The 19,915-nt window shown below is 67.5% G+C and carries 8 protein-coding genes; 3 read left to right on the top strand and 5 right to left on the bottom strand.

The annotated features are described in order from the left end of the window. Window positions 1-40 precede the first annotated feature (40 nt). Window positions 41-5,200, bottom strand: coding sequence for a RecQ family ATP-dependent DNA helicase (locus HF203_RS09580; protein ID WP_168669060.1), 5,160 nt, complete (start codon window positions 5,198-5,200; stop codon window positions 41-43). A gap of 1,073 nt (window positions 5,201-6,273) precedes the next feature. Here HF203_RS09580 and HF203_RS09575 point away from each other — a divergent pair. The 3 genes from HF203_RS09575 (at window position 6,274) to HF203_RS09565 (ending at window position 11,767) form a co-directional block, all read left to right on the top strand. Continuing rightward, on the top strand, window positions 6,274-7,878 hold the full coding sequence (locus HF203_RS09575; protein ID WP_168669058.1) for an NADH-quinone oxidoreductase subunit L: 1,605 nt from the start codon (window positions 6,274-6,276) through the stop codon (window positions 7,876-7,878). A 14-nt stretch (window positions 7,879-7,892) separates the two neighbouring features. Next, window positions 7,893-10,433 (top strand): YbcC family protein, encoded by a 2,541-nt coding sequence (locus HF203_RS09570; RefSeq protein WP_168669056.1) that lies wholly within the window; start codon window positions 7,893-7,895, stop codon window positions 10,431-10,433. Between the two features lie 71 nt (window positions 10,434-10,504). After that, window positions 10,505-11,767 carry a Mur ligase family protein gene (locus HF203_RS09565; RefSeq protein WP_168669054.1) on the top strand — a complete coding sequence of 421 codons (1,263 nt, stop codon included), beginning with the start codon at window positions 10,505-10,507 and terminating at the stop codon, window positions 11,765-11,767. Window positions 11,768-11,841: 74 nt separating this feature from the next. On the opposite strand, the gene HF203_RS09560 is transcribed toward HF203_RS09565, so the two are convergent. From HF203_RS09560 to HF203_RS09545, 4 genes are all read right to left on the bottom strand, one after another. Continuing rightward, window positions 11,842-13,026, bottom strand: coding sequence for an EAL domain-containing response regulator (locus HF203_RS09560; protein WP_168669052.1), 1,185 nt, complete (start codon window positions 13,024-13,026; stop codon window positions 11,842-11,844). Then, window positions 13,023-16,376, bottom strand: coding sequence for a PAS domain S-box protein (locus HF203_RS09555; protein WP_168669050.1), 3,354 nt, complete (start codon window positions 16,374-16,376; stop codon window positions 13,023-13,025). The genes HF203_RS09560 and HF203_RS09555 overlap by 4 nt, the downstream gene beginning before the upstream one ends. A gap of 51 nt (window positions 16,377-16,427) precedes the next feature. Further along, a complete protein-coding gene (locus tag HF203_RS16265; RefSeq protein ID WP_281349813.1) occupies window positions 16,428-16,928 on the bottom strand; it encodes a GAF domain-containing protein in 501 nt (166 codons plus the stop codon). Between the two features lie 208 nt (window positions 16,929-17,136). Beyond that, window positions 17,137-19,725, bottom strand: coding sequence for a DNA phosphorothioation-associated putative methyltransferase (locus HF203_RS09545; RefSeq protein ID WP_168669046.1), 2,589 nt, complete (start codon window positions 19,723-19,725; stop codon window positions 17,137-17,139). Window positions 19,726-19,915: the final 190 nt, after the last annotated feature.

Here is a 19,915-nt window from a genome sequence, read left to right as displayed (position 1 = left end):
ACCGACCGGCGCGGGGCAGCACCCCTGGTGCCCCGCGCGATCAACCCACCGACAGCGCCGCCACCCGCCTCTGCGGCCGACCGATCAGCCGCGGCACTACCACCTCCCAGCGCGTGCAGCGCAGCTTGCTGCGGAATGGTGGCTCGCTGTCCTCGGCCTCGCGGCGGATGATGGCAACGACCTCGCAGACCGGATCGACCAGCCCCAGCCGGAAGGCCCGCGCGGTCCGCCCGACCACCTGACCATCGGCGCGGCGCAGCAGATAACGCTCCCCCTCCGGGACCAGAAGCAGACGCTCGCCCGGCACGATCGCGGCGATCGCGGCATGGATCGGCGCCCCCTCGGGCTGGCGCCCCGGATAGCCAAGGTCGATCTCCTGCAACCCCAGCGGCTGATAACACACCTCCAGCTCGGGGGCGTGCGCGAGCCGCACCTGGCGCTCGAACAGCTCCTCGCCGAGCGCATCGAGACAGGGGTTCCCCGCGCCGATGGCGCACAGCGTCAGGGTCTCGCGAGCACGGGTCATACCGACGTAATAGAGTCGGCGCATCTCCTCGATCGCCTCGGGCGTCGCGCGCCAATCACCGTCGAGCAGCACCAGATGGCGAAACTCCAACCCCTTGGCCGCGTGCACTGTGCCGAGGAAGAGCCCGGGATGCGGTTGCTGGCGGATCTCGCGAGCATGGTCGTAGAGCCAGTCGATCAGCGTCGCCGGTGCGAGCTGGCAATCACCAAGCTCGCCAGCCAGCGCCACCAACGCCTCGGCGAAGAAGCGCCGCCAGCGCGGCTCGAGCCCCAGCTCCGCGATCCGCGCCCGTACTGCGGCGGCATCGAGCACCTGTTCGCGGGGCAACGCGCGCAGCGCGTCGATCACCCGCAGGAAGCCGCGCTCACGGGTCAGCGGCAGCGCCCTCCCCTGTTCGGCGGCAAGGTGGTAGGGCACCCCGGCGCGCTCGCACCAGGCCTGCAACGGGCGCAGATAGCGATGGCTGCGCGCCAGCACCGCACAGCCCTGCCACTCACCCTCGCCCTCGAGCACGAGCAGCCGGCGCAGCTCGCCGAGCGCGGCTTGGGCCTGCTGGTTGCCGCTGGCGCGGTCGCCCTCGGGCAGGCGCAGAGAGCACACCCGCCCTGCCGCCACGGGATCGAGCGCCGCCCAGCGCACGCCCGGCGGCGCCTGCACGTGCGCGGCATCGACCCGTACCGGGTGCGCCTCCTTGAGCCTGTTGGAGTTGGTCGCGATCAGCCGATTGGCGGCGGCGACGATGGCGCCACTGGAGCGATAGTTCTCCACCAGATAGGCGATCTCGGCGTCGTATTCCTCGCGATAGCGCTCGATGTGACGGTTGTTGCCGCCGCGCCAGGCATAGATGTTCTGATCATCATCGCCGACGGCGAGGATGCACAGCCCGGCGTCCTGCTCGCCCTCGGCACGCCGCCGCGCCAGCGCACTGACCAGGCGGTACTGACGGTCGTCGATATCCTGGTACTCGTCGACCAGGATGTAACGATAACCGCGCAGCAACTGCTCGCGCAGATCGTCCTCGCCGTCGACCTCGACCGCGCCCTCGAGCAACGCCGCGGCGCGGTCGAGCACCTCGCCCAGGCAGGCCTCGTCGACGCTGTCGCGCCGCTCGAAGCTGGTGCCGGTCAGGCGCATCGCCATGGCGTGATAGGTCAGCACCGTCAGCCCCCAGGCATCGCGCCCGACCAGGTCAAACAGACGTCGGCGGATCTCGTTGGCGGCGTGACGGTTGAAGGTGAGCGCGATGACGCTCGCCGCCGGCACCCGCAACACCCGCAACAGATAGGCGATGCGGTGCACCACCACCCGGGTCTTGCCCGAGCCCGGCCCGGCGAGCACCAGCCGGTTGCGATCGTCGTGGGCGGTGACGATGCCGCGCTGGATCGCGTTGAGCGGCTCGACGATCGCCTGCCACGACGCCTCGCTGGTGGCCAACTTCAGCACCTCGGCCTTGCCGGCGAAGTAGCGACGCTGGAAGGCCTGGCGGGACTGGCTGAAATAGTCGGACAGCAGCGCCCGCGCCGCCTCCATGCCATTATCGAGGGCGCGCTCGGCATACTCGCGCATGGCGTGGATCTGGATGCGACGCTCGCGATAATGGGCATCGAGCCGATCGTGGTCCTTACGCTGGTAGCCACCGGTGCGCTCGGGCGCGAGCGCGATGGTCATCGCCCGACGCATCACCGTCATGCCGTGATTGAGCGTCAGCACCTCCTGCTGATGGAGGAAGAGCAACACATGCTCGATGGCCGCGCGACGCTGCTCCGGGCGCAGGGTGGCGGCGAGCACCGCATCACCCTCGATGCAGCCGAGCAGCTCGCCGAAGGTGGTGCTGACCAGGACATCCTTGCGCCTGACCCCCTCGGGGATCCGCGCGATGAGGAAGCGCAGCAGCGTCGCCGCGAGCGCGCGCCGGCGCTCGCCGAACTCACGGATTTGCCTCCAACCCCAGCGCCCGCGCAACCGCAATCGGAGATGGTCGCGACTGAAGGCATCCAGCTCGAAGGCGCTGGGCTGGCGACTGTCGCCATCGCGCTCCTGCGCGAGTCCACGCAGCAACCGCAGCACTCGCGGCGGGCTGAGCCCGTCCTGCCCGGTCTCCTCGCGCAGGCGCGCGGTGAGCCGGGGCAGGTTGAGGTCCTGCCACTCGCCCTGGTCGGCATCCGGGGCGAGTTCCGGCAACAGCGCGAACAGCGCCCGTTCGAGCGCGAGACAGCGCTCCAGGCGCCCCTTCGCCGCGCCACTGACGCCATGGCGCAGATACAGCGTGAGCTGGGTGTCGTTGTCCACCAGCCCGAGCTGTTCGAGCTGGCGCAGCACCCCGGTCACCTCCTCACCGCTGGTCCCGGTCGCCCGCGCCAGGGCGTCGGTGTCGATCCGCGCATCGGCCGCGGCGGCGTAGAGGCAATCGAGCACGGTGTCGAAGATCGCGCGCTGGCGGCGTGGCAACCCCGCCCGGTCGAGGCGGGCGGCGGCGCGGGCGCGATCCGGCTCGTGCAGCCGCGCGGGGAAGATGCGGGTCTCGTTGACATCGCGCTCGAGCAGCAAGGCGCGCTCCAGCCAGGCGATCGCGGTCACCACCTTGATCTCGGCGTGATCGGCATCGGCGTCGAACCCGGCATCGAGCGCGGCGTGCTGGAGGATCTCGCCGCTGCTGACCACCAGCTCGGCGGCATCACCGCGCGCGCCCCGGATCTTGCGCAGGGCGCGGAGGATCTGCTGGATGTCGCGCAGACTCAACTGGGTGCGCGCGGCGAGCCCGAACTGGGTCTCGATGTCCTGCGGGTCGTAGAGCAGCACGCAGCGCGCCGCTTGCCCGTCGCGCCCGGCACGACCGGCCTCCTGCAGATAGTTCTCCAGCGAGCCGGGGATGTCGGCGTGCACCACCAGCCGCACGTCGGGCTTGTCAACCCCCATGCCGAAGGCGTTGGTGGCGACGATCACCCGCAGCTCGCCGCGCTTGAAGGCGTCCTGGATGTCCTTCTTGGCGTTCGGCGCCAGCCCGGCGTGGAAGTGCCGACAGTCCCAGTCCTGCCCGACGAGGAAGTCGGCCAGCTCCTCGGCATGGCGCCGACTGGCGGCGAACACCACGGCGCCGCCGGGCGAGTCGGGCTCGGGGAAGGTTTCGGTGAGCAGCTGATGGATGCGCACCGGCTTCTCGGCGGCGCCGACCGGCAGCACCCCGTAGTCGAGATTGGCGCGTCGGGGCGTGCCGATCAGGTCGCGGAAGCCGATCCCCAGCACCTCGGTGAAATGGGCGCGGATGTCCTCCAGCACATCGGGCTTGGCGGTGGCGGTGAAACAACCGATCGGCGCCACCGGCGCATCGTCGCCGCCGAAGCGGCGGATGAAACGCGCGACATAGAGATAGTCGGGCCGGAAGTCGTTGCCCCACTTCGACAGACAGTGCGCCTCGTCGAAGATCCAGGCACCGACCTCGCGCTGGGCGATGGCGGCGCGGAAGGCGCGGTTGCGGAACTGCTCGGGCGAGACCAGCAGGAGTCCGACCGCGCCGCGCCGGATGCGATCGAGCACGTCGGCACGCTCGGGCAGGGTCAGCAGGCCGTTGAGCGTCGCCGCGCAGTGCAGGTTGTGCGCCAGCAGCCCGTCGACCTGATCCTTCATCAACGACTGCAATGGCGAGACGATCACCGTCAGCGCGCCGTTGCGCTGATAGCGGTTGAGCGCCGGGAGCTGGTAGCACAGCGACTTGCCACCGCCGGTGGGCAACACCGCCAGCAGCGACTCGCCGCGCATGCCACCGAGCACCAGATCGTGCTGCAGACTGCCGCCCTCGGGCTCGCGGCGGAAATCCTCGAAGCCGAAATAGCGCCGGAGCTGAGTCCTCGGGTCGTGGACCTGCGCGCAATAGGCGCAGGCGGGATCGCCACAGGGGGTGTCGCGCAGCCGCGCGATCAGCTCGGCGGTGACGGGGAACTGATGGCGCACCCAGGGCGCGAGCACCGCCTCGCCCACGCCCGCCAGCAGCCAGGACAAGGCATAGGCCAGCGACCAGCGCCGCTCGGTGTCGACGACCAGCCCGGCGAGCAGCGCCTCCAGCGCGGCGGGACAGACCCGGACGACCGCCGCCGTCGTCTCGTCGACGAGCAACCCGCGCAACGCCCCGACCAGCCAGTCCGCCGCATGTGGCGCGTGCCCGGTCAGGCCCGCGAACCAGGCGCCGAGCCCGCCGTCGGCGCGCTCGGTGAGCAGGGTCTGATAGCAGTCGAGCAACTCGGGGCAGCGCGCGCCCAGCGCGGCGAGGGCCTCGGTCTCGGCATCGAACAGGGCCGCAGTCGCGCGACAATCAGCCAGTGGCGAGTTACGGCTTGCCGCGACCGCCTTGTAGTCCTTGACCAACTGGTGATAGGGGTCCTGGGGGAAGGCCAGCGGCGAGAGCCTGAGGGTATCGATCACCGGCAGGCGCAACAGCCTCAGATCGGGGGCGGCGGCACGCAGCAGCGGCAGGTCGTGGTCGAGGACATTGTGACCGAGCACGCAGTCGGCACCCTCGGCCAGGGCATCGAGGCGCCGCAGCGCGGCATCGAGCCCGCCGTCGGTGTCCAGCTCCAGCGTCTCGCCGGACCCCTGGCGCAGCGCACCGATCTTGAAGATACGGGCGGGCGCCTCGTCGCCCGCGGGAACCACCTCGAGGTCGACGATCAACCCATCCACCGCACACCCAGCTCCTGCTCGAATCCTGCATCCTCGACCGCCAACCACCAGGCGCGCCGCAAACCGTGGACGTTAGACGCAGATCGCGACCGATGCAAGGTCAGTCCCCAGAAGATTGAACCGCGATGACGCGAAGGTTTTTTGTAGGGTGGGCAAAGCGCAGCGTGCCCACCATGCACGGCAGCCAGCAGCCAGCAGCCAGCAGCCAGCAGCCAGCAGCCAGCAGCCAGCAGCCAGCAGCCAGCAGCCAGCAGCCAGCAGCCAGCAGCCAGCAGCCAGCAGATTGGACCGCGATGACGCGAAGGACGCAAAGGGCTTGAAAGCCCCCTTTGGTCAAAGGGGGTTGGGGGGATTCGATCCGAAGAGATCGCGATCAACCCGGGCTCGACGTCCCGTCCGCGCACCGCTCAGTCGACGAGCTGGGAACACCCGTGGACCTGTCGCCCGGCATCGACGCGCCATCATCGGGCAACGGCGCCGGTGTTGGGTTGCCGTCGGCAACCCAACCTACGAGGCTTCCGACTGGCGGCAGGAAGCTGACTTGAACCGTCTTGACGCCAAAGACACGCGAGCCTTGAAAGCCCCCTTTGGTCAAAGGGGGTTGGGGGGATTCGATCCGAAGAGATCGCGATCAACCCGGGCTCGACGTCCCGTCCGCGCACCGCTCAGTCGACGAGCTGGGAATGCCCGTGGACCTGTCACCCGGCATCGGCGGGTCATCATCGGGCAACGGCGCCGGTGTTGGGTTGCCGTCGGCAACCCAACCTACGAGGCTATCCTGAAACAACGGCGCCTTTGTCCACCTCACGAAATCCCTTCGCGTCCTTCGCGTCATCGCGGTTCGATCTTCTGGCGGATGGCCCACGGTGGTCACGCTGCACTTTGCCCACCCTACGATCGTTGCCCACCCTTCGTGTCATCGCGGTTCATTTCCCTGTCGATCGCTCAGCGCAAACACTAACTCATCGAAAAAAATCGATATAAATCGGCATAAATATCGATTTCTTCACGGGGATCTGATCGGCCTACGCTGTTGTCATGATCCATGGACTGACCGTCGCGGGAGGACTCGTATGACGCTCACGCTCTCTACCCTCGCCGCCCTGCTCGCGCCTGTCGTGCTCTGGGCCGCCGGGGCGCTGCCCGGCCTGCGCGCGCGGGAGGCCGGGCCGGGGATGGCTAGGCTCTCCGGGCTGGCGGCCTGGACGGCCTTCGCGCTGGCGCTGGTCGCGCTCATCGGGCACGGCTTCGGCCCGGCGCAGTCGATCACCCTGTTGTCACTGCCGGTACCGCTGTTCGGCAGCCTCGGGCTCGGGGTCTATCTCGATGGGGTGACCGCGATCATGCTCTGTCTGGTGTCGCTGGTCGGCGCCGTGGTCACCCGCTATGCGCGTAACTACATGGCCGGCGACCCTGGTGAGGGGCGCTTTCACCAGTGGTTGCTGCTGACCCTGGCGGCGATCCTCACCCTGATCGTCGCCGGCAACCTGCTGCTGTTCGCGCTCGCCTGGATCGCCACCAGCCTGAGCCTGCACCGCCTGCTGCTGTTCTACCCGGAGCGTCCCGGCGCGCAGCTCGCCGCGCACAAGAAGTTCGTGTTCAGCCGCATCGGCGATGTCAGCCTGTTGATCGCGGTGGTGCTGATCGGCACCGAGCTGCACACCCTGGAGTTCGCCGGGCTGCACGCGGCCATGGCCGGGCATCTCGGACCGCTATCGGCGCCCTTGCAGTGGGCGGCCTGGCTGGTGGTGCTGAGCGCGGTGCTCAAGTGCGCCCAGTTCCCCTTCCACGGCTGGTTGTTGCAGGTGATGGAGGCGCCGACCCCGGTCTCGGCGCTGCTCCACGCCGGGATCGTCAATGCCGGCGCCTTCCTGGTGATCCGCATGAGCCCGATCATGTCCTTCTCGGGCGCGGCGCTCGACGCCCTCGCGCTGATCGGGCTCGTCACCCTGGTGGTCGCCTCGCTGGTGATGCTCACCCAGACCAGCATCAAGGTCTCGCTGGCCTGGTCGACCTCGGCGCAGATGGGTTTCATGCTGCTCGAGGCCGGGCTCGGGCTCTACAGCCTGGCGCTGCTGCACCTGGTCGCCCACTCGCTCTACAAGGCGCACGCCTTCCTCGCCTCGGGCAGCAGCGTCGACGGCTTCCGCGCCCCCACGCCGCAGCTCGCCCAGGCCCCGCTCGCGCCCTGGCAGTGGCTGGTCGCCTTCCAGGGGGCGCTGCTGATGGCGCTGCTCGCCGCGCTGGCCTTCGGCATCGATCCAGGCCACCAACCGGCGCTGCTCGTCGCCGGGGCGATCGTCACCGTCGCCGTCGCCCAACTGCTGCTGCAGGCGCTGCGCCTCGGCGCCGAGGCGGCGCTGCTGCCGCGCGCGACCCTGATCGGTGCCCTGGTCTGCGTCGGTTACTTCGGTCTGCACCGACTGTTCGAGCTGGCCGTCGCCGACGACCTGGTGGCGCTGCCGGTCGCCGCCGCGCGGCTCGGCACCCTCACCGCGCTGGCGATCGTCGCCGTCTTCGTCGGCCTGCTGCTGCTCCAGCATCTGTTCACCCGGCTGCACGGACCGCTGCGTCAAGCGATCCAGGTCCATCTCTACAACGGACTCTACGTCGACATCCTGGTGACCCGGCTGATCACCCGACTGTGGCCGCCGCGTCCGGCGACCGTCACGGCCTGATGGAGGGATCTCCGATGAAGCCCAATGACCTGCACACCCCGGAGCCACGTATGGCCGGCCAACTGCCACTCGATGCCGAGACGCCACGTCCCGGCGAGCACGACCTGATCGAGGCGATCGAGACGGCCTGCGCGCGCATCGCCCCGCTCTGGCCGCTCGACCGTTTCGTCGCGGTCAACCCCTTCCACGGGCTGCGCGCGCTCGACTTCGACCACGCCGGGGATCTGCTGCGACGCATCGCTGGGGTGCGGATGTACATGCCGCGCGGCTACTTCCGCGAGCGGCTCGAGCGCGGCGAGATCGGCGAACGGGACCTCGTCGAGGCCGCCGCACGCTGCGACAGCACGCTCACCCCCAAGCAGCTACGGGCGGCGCTCACCCGGGAACGCAGCGCCGACCCCGGGGTACCGTTGATCACCGCGCTGGTCGACGAACTCGACGCCGACGACTGGTCGGGGTTCGTGATCGATCGTATCAGCCATCACTGCGCGGCCTACTTCGACATGGGCCAGGCGACCTGGGATCACCCCTGGTCGGGGATGCGCCTCTACGATGCCTGGCGCGCCTTCGCCGCGCTCGACTACAGCGCCGATATGATGGGCCAAGGCGGCATCCGCGCCCGGGTGCGCGCCCTGCCCGAGGCGCCGCGCGCCTGTATCGGCGCGGCCCTGGGCCGGCTCGGCATCCCTCAGCCGGCCTGGGTCGACTATCTCCACGCCGCGCTGCTCGATGTCGGCGGCTGGGCGGCCTGGACCCGGCTGCTGCGCTGGGAGGCCGAGCTCGAGGGCGGCAGCGACGACCACATCGAGGCGCTGCTCGCCATCCGTCTGGCCTGGGAGGTCCTGGTCTACGAGCACAAGGCCAACCCCGGCCTCACCACGCGCTGGCACGCGCTCTGCGCCGCCCTCGAACGACGCGCCCGCGACCCGGCCGCCTCCGACCCCGAGGACGCCATCGACCGGGTGCTGCTGTGCGCCCAGGAGCTGGCCTATCAACGCAGTCTGATCGCGCGACTGCGCGCACGCCGCCACAGCGCACCCACCACCCGCCCCCCGCTCCAGGCCGCCTTCTGCATCGACGTGCGCTCCGAGGTGATCCGCCGCGCGCTGGAGACCATCTGCCCCCAGGTCCAGACCCTCGGCTTTGCCGGTTTCTTCGGCGCCCCCATCGCCCACCAACCGTTCGGCGCCGATCGAGCACGCCCGCAGCTCCCGGTACTACTCGCGCCGCGCTATCGGGTCTGCTCCGAGCTGCACGAGGCCGAACCCGAGGAGCAGGCCGAGGCGCTGACCGCCCAGCACCGGCGGCTCGGCATCGGCAAGGCATGGAAGACCTTCAAGATGGGCGCGGCCTCGTGCTTCTCCTTCGTCGAGGCCGCCGGCCTCTGGCTCTACGCGCCCAAGCTCATCGGCGACAGCCTCGGCTGGAGCCGCCCGGTGCCGGCCCCGGACGACCCCAGGCTCGACCCCGAGCAGGCCGCACGCATCGCCCCCAGCCTCGCGCCCTGTGGCCACCATCATGCCGAGCACGCACTCGGCATCCCCGAGGCCGAACGCATCGCGCTCGCCGAGGGCATCCTCCGCGGCATGTCGCTGACCACCGGCTTCGCCCGGCTGGTGCTGCTGGTCGGACACGGCAGCAACAGCGTCAACAATCCGCATGCCACCGGACTCGACTGCGGCGCCTGCGGCGGCCAGAGCGGCGAGACCAACGCCCGCGTGGTCGCGGCGCTGCTCAACGCCCCGGAGGTCCGCGCAGGACTCGCCGAGCGCGGGATCGTGATCCCGCAGGACACCTGGTTCCTACCCGCACTCCACGACACCACCACCGACCGCATCCGACTGTTCGACCACCAGCGCCTCCCCGCCGACTCTGCCGAGGAGCTGGCCGAACTCGGCAGTCGGCTCGATCAGGCCGGCGAACTGACCCGGCTACAGCGCGCCACACTGCTCGGACTCGGCGGACGCGAGGGGCGGGCGCTGACCAGGCGGATCGAGCACCGCGCCCGCGATTGGTCACAGGTGCGCCCGGAGTGGGGGCTGGCCGGCAACGCCAGCTTCGTCGCCGCGCCCCGCGCGCGCACCCAGGGTCTCGACCTCGGCGGCCGCGCCTTCCTCCACGACTACGACTGGCGCGACGATCACGACTTCGCGACCCTAGAGCTGATCATGACCGCGCCGCTGGTGGTCGCCACCTGGATCAACCTCCAGTACTACGCCTCCTGCGTCGACAATCGCCGTTTCGGCAGTGGCAACAAGGTGCTGCACAACGTCGTCGGCGGGGCCATCGGCGTGCTCGAGGGCAACGGCGGCGATCTGCGCGTAGGGCTGCCGCTGCAGTCGTTGCACGACGGCCGACGCTGGATCCACGAGCCGATCCGCTTGAGCGTATTCATCGAGGCGCCACAGGATGAGATCGACGCGGTGATCGATCATCACGATCTAGTCGGTGAACTCGTCGAGCACGGCTGGTTGCACCTGTTCGCCATCGACCCGAACGGCGAGATCGCCCGCCGCACACCCGAGGGCCAGTGGTGCCCGACCGAGCCACGCTGACCACCGCCATGCCCGACTGGGGCCCGGGGCCTCTGGCCAAGGTGGTCGGGGGGTATTGGACCGGTCCAGCGGTGACCGAGCGACCTCTCGCCGGGTTTGGGATCGATGGACGGCGGCTGCGCCCGGGCGAGGTCTTCATCGCCATCACTGGGGCAAGATACGATGGCCACGATTTCCTCGATCAAGCCGCGCACGCCGGGGCCGCGCTCGCCATCGTCGAACGCGCCCCACCCGATCCGCCGCCCGGGTTGGCGCTGCTCGCGGTCGACTCCACCCTCACCGCCCTGCACCGCCTCGCCGTGGCGCACCGCGCGCGGCTGCGCGCCGCCGGGTGCCGGGTGATCAGTGTCTCCGGCTCGAACGGCAAGAGCACCACCCGCCACCTGATCCACCAGGTGCTGAGCACCTGTGGATTGCGCGGCACCCAGAGCCCACGCAGCTTCAACAATCATCTCGGGGTACCACTGACCCTGCTCGCGGCACGGCCCGAGGACGACTTCGTCGCCTGCGAAATCGGTACCAACCACCCCGGCGAGGTCGCCGCGCTCGGCGCGCTCGCCCAACCCGATATCGCGGTAATCACCAACATCGGCGAAGAACACCTGGCCTTCTTCGGCGATCTGGCCGGGGTCGCGCGCGAGGAATTCGCGCTGCTCGACCAGCTCGCCCCGGACGCCCTGGCGCTGCTCCCGGCCCCCCCTTGGCTGGCGATCGAACCACCGTCGACCCATGCCCGGATCGCGCGCTTCGCTCCCGCGCCGGGGCTGGTCGCAGCAGCGCTGCCCGGCGTGCACAACCAGCTCAATGCCGCAGCAGCGATCGCAATCGCGCGACGCTTCGGGATCGCCGAACCCCGGATCCGCGCCGCGCTCAGCACCGCCCAGCCACTCCCCGGACGCAGTCGGCTGCTGTTCGCAACCGACCCCACGCGCCCGACCCTGATCGACGACAGCTACAACGCCAACCCCGACTCGATGCGCGCGGCGCTCGCACTGTTACGCACCTATCCGGCACCGCGCCTGGCCGTGCTCGGTGACATGCACGAACTGGGCGCGCGCACGGCCACCGCGCATCGCGAGATCGCCGCCCTCGCCGCCACCAGCGCCGAGCGCTGTATCCTCATCGGCCCCGGCTTCGCCGCCACCGCCACGCCCGCCCCCACCCCCGGCGTCACGTACCACCCGAGTTGGCACCCGGCGCTGTCGTCACGGATCGCCGCAGGCCTCAGCCCGACGACCACAGTGCTCATCAAGGGCTCGCGGGCGATGGCGCTAGAGCGTGTGGTCGAGGCACTGAGCCGACGTTTCGGCGCCAGCCCGCGCCTCTCGACCTGAGTCCATCCCCCGGCACATCACCGCGGCATGAGTCGCGCCCCCCCGCGCTCGGCCCGCAGCCCCACCTGGTCCGACTAAGGCGCGGCGATCTCGAGCAACTGGAGCGAGGCCACGCGCACCAGCTCGGGGAGGTCAGCGGCCGGCACCGGATAGCCGACGTGATAGCCCTGGATGGAATCGCACCCCTGGATACGCAGGAAGTCGAAGACGTCCTGGGTCTCCACACCCTCGGCACAGACCGTCAGACCGAGGCTGTGACCCAGCTCGATACAGGCGCGGATGATCACTCGTGCCTCGGCCTGCTCGATGCAGTCGGCCACAAAGGAGCGGTCGATCTTAAGCTCGCAAAAGGGCATGCGATAGAGCTGTACCAGCGAGGAGTAACCGGTGCCGAAATCGTCACAGGAGAGGTTGAAGCCCTTAAGCCGCAACCGCGTGAGGATGTCCATGGCCCGCTCCGAGTCACGCATCGCCCCGGATTCGGTGATCTCCAGGGTGAACCAGTCGGGTTGGGCGCCGGCGCGGGTCACCAAGGCGGCGAGATGATCGGGATAGTCGAGGTCCTGGACCACCGCCGGCGCGATGTTGATCGCCACCGACAGCGACATCCCCTGGGCGCGCCACTGGGCGAGCTGACGCGCGCACTGCTCGGCCATGCCCCAGGTCAGCGGCAGGATCAGCCCGGTCGACTCGGCCAGCGGAACGAACTGCGCCGGCGAGATCAAGCCATGCTCGGGGTGCTGCCAGCGTGCCAGCGCCTCGGTCTCACAGATTGCCGGACCACCGGGATGGACCAAACAGGCCTTGGGCTGGAAGAAGGGCACGATCTCCCCCTGCTCGAGGGCGGTACGCAGATCCGCCGCGACCGGCTCGAAGGCACGCTGACCGCTGGGCAAGAGCAACCTCTCGAGATCCTGCACCGAGAACGGCTTGCGCAACGAGCCCAGCATCCGCAACCCGTGCGTCTGGCCGATACGCAACGCCGAGCTGACCACCCGGGTATCGAAGCCGCTGATGACGATGATCGAGGCGGTCGAGCCGTAGTCGGCGAGATAGCGCAGCACCTCGATGCCATCGCCACCGGTAAGCTGCAGGTCGAGGGTGATGAGGGTCGGATCGACGGCCGTGAACACCGCCTCGAAGTCATCACGCGCCATGACGGTCTGGACCTCGTAGCCGAGGTCCTCGGCGACATCGCGGATGAGATCGCAGACACCGGGTGAGTCGTCGACGACCAGGAGTCGTTGGTTGTGCGTCATCGAGCACCATCCTTCACTGCGTTGATCGGTTGGATCGCGCCATCGCCCCCGACCTCGACGAGCAGGCCGCTGAGGGCCTCGGCAAGGGCGTGCTCGGAGCACGGTTTGGGGATGAAGGCCTCCGTCTCCAGCGCACCGGCCAGATGATCACGCGGATACCCCGAGGTCAGCAGCACCGGCAGCCCCGGGCGCAACACCCGCGCCCGTGCAGCCAGTTCCGGGCCGGAGAAACCACCGGGCATCACCACATCGGAGAACAGCAGCGTGATCTCCGGGCGCTCGCGTAGCCGAGCCAAGGCCTGTTCACCATCCTCGGCCTCGATCACCCGATAACCGAGCGTCTCGAGTCGCATGCGGCTGGTCTCACGGACCAGGGCATCGTCCTCGACGAGCAGAATGCACTCACCCTGCCCCCGCCTGACGACCGCGGATACCTCCGTGGTATGGGGCGCGGCGGCGCCCCCGCCGGCGGTCTGCGCCTGGGGCAGATAGAGCTCGAACGCGGCACCCTGGCCCGGTTCGCTGTCGACCCGCAGCGCCCCCATCGACTGGCGCACGAAGCCATAGAGCATACTCAGCCCCAACCCCGTGCCATGACCGGCGGCCTTGGTGGTGAAGAAGGGCTCGAAGATGCGCCCCTGGAGTTCGTACGGGATGCCGACCCCGGTATCGGTCACGCGGATCATCACGAAGGCGCCGGCAGCAAGCTGGGGATGGGCGGCGGCATCCGTCGCATCGAGCACGACATCGGCCGACTCGATCAGCAGGCGACCGCCCTCGGGCATGGCATCGCGGGCGTTGATCGCCAAGTTGAGCAGCGCCGATTCGAGTTGGGTGGGATCGACCATCACCGGCGCGACCGACTCACACAGGCGCAGCTCGATCTCGATCTGCGAACTCAGGGTGCGTTGCAGTAGATCGCGCATCCCCGAGATCAGGGCATTGACGTCGATGCGCTGGGGCGTGAGCGGCTGACGCCGTGCAAAGGCGAGCAGCCGCCGGGTGAGTTCCACGCCCCTGGCGCTGGCCTCAAGGGCATTGCGTACATTGGCAAGTGCCCGTGCCGGTCCCTCGACCCTGCGCTCGAGCAGTTGCAGATTACCCATCACCACCGCCAGCAGGTTGTTGAAGTCGTGTGCAATCCCCCCGGTGAGCTGGCCGACCGCCTCGAGCTTCTGGGCCTGGCGCAGCTCTTCCTCGGTACGCTTCTTGTCGGTGACGTCGTTCATCACCGCCAGGGCGCGGATCAAGCGCCCGTCGGCATCAACATCGGCGATCGCCGAGAGCTCGACCTCCATGGTCGCCCCATCCGCGCACCTCAGCGTATAGGACACCTCCTCACAACGCCCCTGGCGCAGCAGCATCGGCAACACCTGTTGGGTGTGGACATGAGCGGAGGCCTCGGTCAGAAACGTCACCAAGGCTCGCCCCACGACCGCCTCACGGGTATAGCCGAGCTTGCGCAGCCAATAGTCGCTGACGGCCACCAGCGCCCCCTCGGCATCGATCGAGCTGAGCATCACCGGGGTGTCGTTATAGAGCGAGCGATAACGCTCGCGGCTCTCGCGCAGCGCCTCCTCGGCGCGGATACGCTCGGTGACATCGGTGATGATGCCGACGAAATGGGTCAACGCCCCACCCGTGTCGAAGACCGGGGCGATCGAGGTCTGATTCCAGAATAGGCTGCCGTCCTTACGATAGTTGCGCAGCAGCACCGTTGCCGCACGCTGCTCGGCCAAGGCCGCGCGCAACACCCGCACCCCGGGTTGATCGCAATCACCGGCCTGCAGCAATCGACAGTTGCGACCGATCACCTCGCTGGCGCGATAACCACTGATCCGCTCGAACTCGGGGTTGACATAGATCAGCGGATTGTCGGCATCAACGGCATCGGCAATGAGGATGCCGCAGCTGGCCGCCTCGATCGCGCGATCACGCAGGTTGAGTGCGGCCTCGGCCCGTTTGCGCTGGGTGATCACCTCGGTGAACATGATGATCCCACCGACCCGCTCCCCATCGAACCAGGGGTGAATCTCCCAGCGCACCCAGTCGATCGAGCCATCGGCGCGGGTGAAGGGGTCTTCCTCGCAACGCTCGACCTGGCCGGTCAGACAGCGCTGATGGATGGCCCGCCACCGTGCCGGGATCTCGGGGAAGATCTGGTAGTGACTCACCCCCAGCAGCGGCCGATCGCCGAGCCCGTAGTCGATGCGCCAGCGCTCGCTGCAGAGCAGATAACGCATCTCGTCATCGAACATCGCCACCGCCGCTGGGGTATGGCGCACAAAGGTCTCGAGCCGCGCCCGCTCCAGACGCAACGCCTGCGCGGCGCGCTGGCGCGCCGAGACATCGCGCACCACGCAGATCGACAGCCGCAGCCCAGCGGCGTGCATCGCACTAACCGAGACCTCGAGCGGGAGAGTCGAACCATCGCCACGCCGCCCCTCGATCTCATAGCACCTCGCCACGCCATCGATCGGCGCCCCCGGGATCAGCGTCTGCAGCGCCTGCCCGAGCAGTGCATCCGGGGTGCAGCCGAAGAGCGCGGCCGCGGCCGGATTTGCCGAGCGGACCCGGCCCGCCCCATCAACGGTGACGATACCATCGGCGACCTGCTCGGTGACCCCGCGCAACAGCTCGCGCTCGCGCATGATGCGCCGCTCCAGCGGACGGAAACTGAAATACCAGACCCCCACCAGGCACAGCAACAACGCGGCGACCAACAACGCAACGACCCACTCGAGCACGCGCACCTCGATCGCCGCCTCGCGTTCGAACTGCTTGGTCAGCACCTCGAGCCCACGCACCACCTCGTCGCGCTGCGCCCACAGCCCCGGCAGCGCCGCAGCGATCTCCTCGCCCCCCTCGGCCAACAGCGCCCTGACCCGGGTGAGATAACGCCCCATCGCCTCATCGAGCCGATAGGGCGAATCGGCATAGATGGCATGTACCGCACGGCTCTCGACCGGATCGAGGCGTAGCTCGGCGGCACCCGCCAACAGGCCATGGTGGACACGTTCGAGCTGGTCCAGATCGACACCGAGCAGAGCGTGCAATTGCCGCCTCTGGTGCGGGTCGTCGAGCAGCACCAACCGCGTCATCAAGGCATCCACCCGGGTCACCAGCATGCGTTGGCGCCCTGAGAGGTTGACCACCCGGCTGGCATCCTCGAGCTGACGCAGCTCCAGCGACACCGTCCAGAATGCCGCCGTCTGCAGCAACGCCAGCACCACGAGACCGGAGATCAGATAACCCCGCAAGACAACGACATCGGCCCCGCCAAACAGACGCCAGTCCGCACGGCCGCCATCGACCTCGGTCGGCCCCGCCCCCTCGGCTCGTCCCGACATCGCACCATCGCCGCGCCCGCTCCCGTCCATGCCGACCTCAGGCCAAAACCATCAATGGACGTCGCCCCGCATCCGACGCAACTCCAGCAGATCCATGACCACCGAGGCGAGATCACGCAGGATCAGCTGATGCGCGCCGGACATCCCGGGACGAGGCGTGGCATCGATCACACACAGGGTCCCGAGCGCGAAGCCATCGCCGGTGAGCAGTGGCGCCCCGGCATAGAAACGGATGTGCGGCGGCCCCGTCACCAGCGGATTGTCGCGAAAACGTGGGTCACGCGTGGCATCGGCCACCACCATCACCTCGGTGCCCCGGATGGCATGGGCGCAGAAGGCCCATTCACGCGGGGTCTCGCGCCCGGCCAGCCCACAGGCCGACTTGAACCACTGTCGATCCCGATCCACCAGCGAGATCAGCGCGATCGGCGCCGAGAACAGAAAGGCCGCGACCCGCGTCAGCCGATCGAACCCCTCCTCGGACGGAGTATCGAGCAGACCATAGCGCGCGAGCGCGGCCAGACGATCCGCTTCGTTGCTGTCTTCGCTCATAAGACCTCGCTTGACCTCCATGACAGCTCCCTGCTGGCTCCAGCCACACGACACCCCGTGACCTCCCCGCCAACGGCGGGATGCAACCGTTGCTACAGGGATGGTGACAGCAGGAGGAAAACCAAGCAGGGGGCGATGGGCTGGAGGGGAAGCCTCAAAGAGTTCGCACGCCCATTGCCAACACTAATCACGAATGCGCTTGAGTGACTCAGGCAAAATCGCTAGGAGACATCTCCAAGAAAACCTCCGGCGCAATCACTCGCGGCACCAGCCGTCCACTCTTACTCGGGACCATCCGAACGATCTGGCGATCCTGGTTTGGTCCATAGCTGACATGGATCGGCAGATCGTCGCCATAGATGTAGAGCCGATCGAAGGGCGTGTTGGCGACGATCCATTGCGCCACCTCTAGCATGCTCTCATCCTCGACCAAGAAATCCGCCGCCGCGCCCAAACGTACACACAGCGGATCGTTCAGCCGGTTACGCTCGTGTGCAGCATGCTGGTCGCGTTTGGAATCGATGCGCCCGGGGATCGCCTTCGCCAGCTCCGGCGAGCAGAAGCCATAGGTGAGATGGATCATGCCAAAGTAGTCGATGACGGGGTCGAGCACCTGCTCGGCCAGCTCTTGGAGGGCGTTGTAACTCTCGAGCTGCTTGGGGAGATTGGCTAGCCCAGTACTCGCCTGGGTCTCACCGCACTCGATGAGCTGACGGAAGCTGAGGAAGCGTCCGCACGGATCATCCAGCTCGGGGATTGTTTGGGCGCGGACCAGCTCGAAGCCCACGATCGTCCAGCGGTGTCGAGCCAGAGTCTCCTGAAACAGGGCAGGTAGCGGACCATAGCCGGTGAGATCGAACAAGCCCAGATCCTCGAGGGCCTGCTCGAAGGCAAGCTGCTCGGGGTAGTTCGGAAACTCCTCATTGATGGTGCGCGACTTATAGAAGAGGAACGGCGGCTCGTAGTCCTCCCCATAGGCGAAATACTCGATGTCCAGATCCCGCAACTTGATCTTGACCCGCTCGATCAAGCGCGGCAGTGGTTGGCCCTGGAAGTCGTCATAGCGCATCAGGCTGACTTTGCCCGAGGCGATGTGAATCTTCACCAGATCAGCATGACGATAGTCACCATAGAGCACAGCGGCACAGCCAACATAGATTCGTAACAGCGGCGGGAGCTGCTCGACCAGGCTGACATGCAGCTGGAGTGACTGGCCAGGCTCCAGCCAGCCGAGACCATGCTCAGCAGCGGCGCGGCAGGCGTCCTCAATGGCACCGATATCGGCGATGCGAAAGAGCTGCTCAGTAGCCTGGGTCTTGGCCGTGGCATAGTCACCGAAGAAGGTCTTGATGTCGCGCTGCAGACCGCGCTCGAGATGACTGTAGGGCTTGCGCCGCTCGAACTGCTGGAGGGCAAAGTAGACTTCAAGGTCAGCGGTCCGGGACGCAGCGGCCTGCTCGAGCGCCTCGGTCTCATGACGCGCCTCCAAGAAACGCAGCGCCTTGGGCAGTGAGCCAAAGCCCTCGGTCAGTACGATCAGATCCTCAACCTCGGACTTGTCCGGCCAGCGCCCAAGCGTTATGCATTGCTCCCAGAGGCGCTCCAGCGGAACCTGATAAGCTGCATATTTCTCGGCTGCACGATCACGCCGTGCGCGCACCCGATCAGGTGGCCGTACAGTCGGATCGCGCAAGCGGTTGCGCCGGCTGCGGTAGCGGTCGACGAGAAAGCGCTGCTCGGCATCCTTGTCGCGGAAGACATAGAGCACACCCGGCGCGACCGGGATCGCCTCCTCGTCGAGCACCTGCTCGAGAAAGGCCTTGATCTCGGCCTGGGTGTAATACTTTTGAAAAGTACCACGCTGAGTCATAACGCCATCACGAAAGCGCTCACCGCGCGGATCGTTCTGATTCGATAGCATCACCGAGACCACTAGCAGACGCTCGGCCAGGGACCAGGCGCGAGTCAGTGCCTCCAACCGCTCGTCGAAATCTTCGATGACGTTGATGACGAAGCCGAGATTGACCAGATCGGCAGATGCGATCGGATTGTCCGGCGCATAGTAGGGATCCCAGCCAGCCGCACTCAGACCGTTCTCAACCAGACCGCGCACGTCATCGCCGCGACCACAGCCATAATCGAACAGCCGATGGCGCCCGTCGAGGAAGCCATGGCGAGCCAGGGACTGAATGGGAGCCGAAAAGCCATAGCGAACCAGAGCGGTGAGGTGACGAGAGGCCTCCCAGCCAGTCAGCCAGGGCGCCCGCCCCTCTGTCGATACCTCCAAGTCAACGTCGGATTCCTCATTTCCAAGGGGCACTAAGGCGTGCCCCTCGAGCCGATAACCTCGTTCACGGATCAGGGCGAGCCATTGGCGGCGATAACCAATCCGCCGAGGATCATCGAACAGACCCACAACCTCGCAAGCAGACGTCAGGGCTGCGTACTTAGCACGGCGCGGATCATCGTCGGCAAACAGCAGCTCCTTGCGATGCAGGATCGGCGGATTGAGCGAATCGCTATAGCTTCGATAGCTGACTGTCTCGAGTTCGAGGTCGACGAGCCAGCTCTCGCGCAGAGCCGGAAAGGGATCCTCGGCGAGTTCCGGATAACTCAGCAGCGCAACACGGGATACCTCATCGTCAAAGCGAACAAGATTGAATTCACAGTGACGATTTACATTTGCCAACTGTTCGGCTCGGGCCACGCGCCTTGCACTCTCCGAATCAAGCAGAGATAGAGTGTCAACAAGCACATAGGATTGGCCTGCGACGACTTTTCTCGGAACCAACTTCATCGAGAATCCTTTGCAGCTGACCACTTTGATATGAGACACATCTTCTGCGTCTGACAGATAATGTTGACTTATCGAATCCTGGAGACCCAACAGGATAGCGAATCTCGTGTATATGCCGCTTCAGATCCCCGCGGCGAAACCTGTTTGTCGATCATCAAGGCTCGTGCTGGGAGCACGACACGATTGCACC

Source organism: Marichromatium bheemlicum (assembly GCF_012276755.1).
In the GTDB taxonomy this organism is placed as follows: Bacteria; Pseudomonadota; Gammaproteobacteria; order Chromatiales; family Chromatiaceae; genus Marichromatium; species Marichromatium bheemlicum.
Note: the sequence above shows the minus strand (reverse complement) of the source record. Positions and strands in the feature narration are given on the sequence as shown.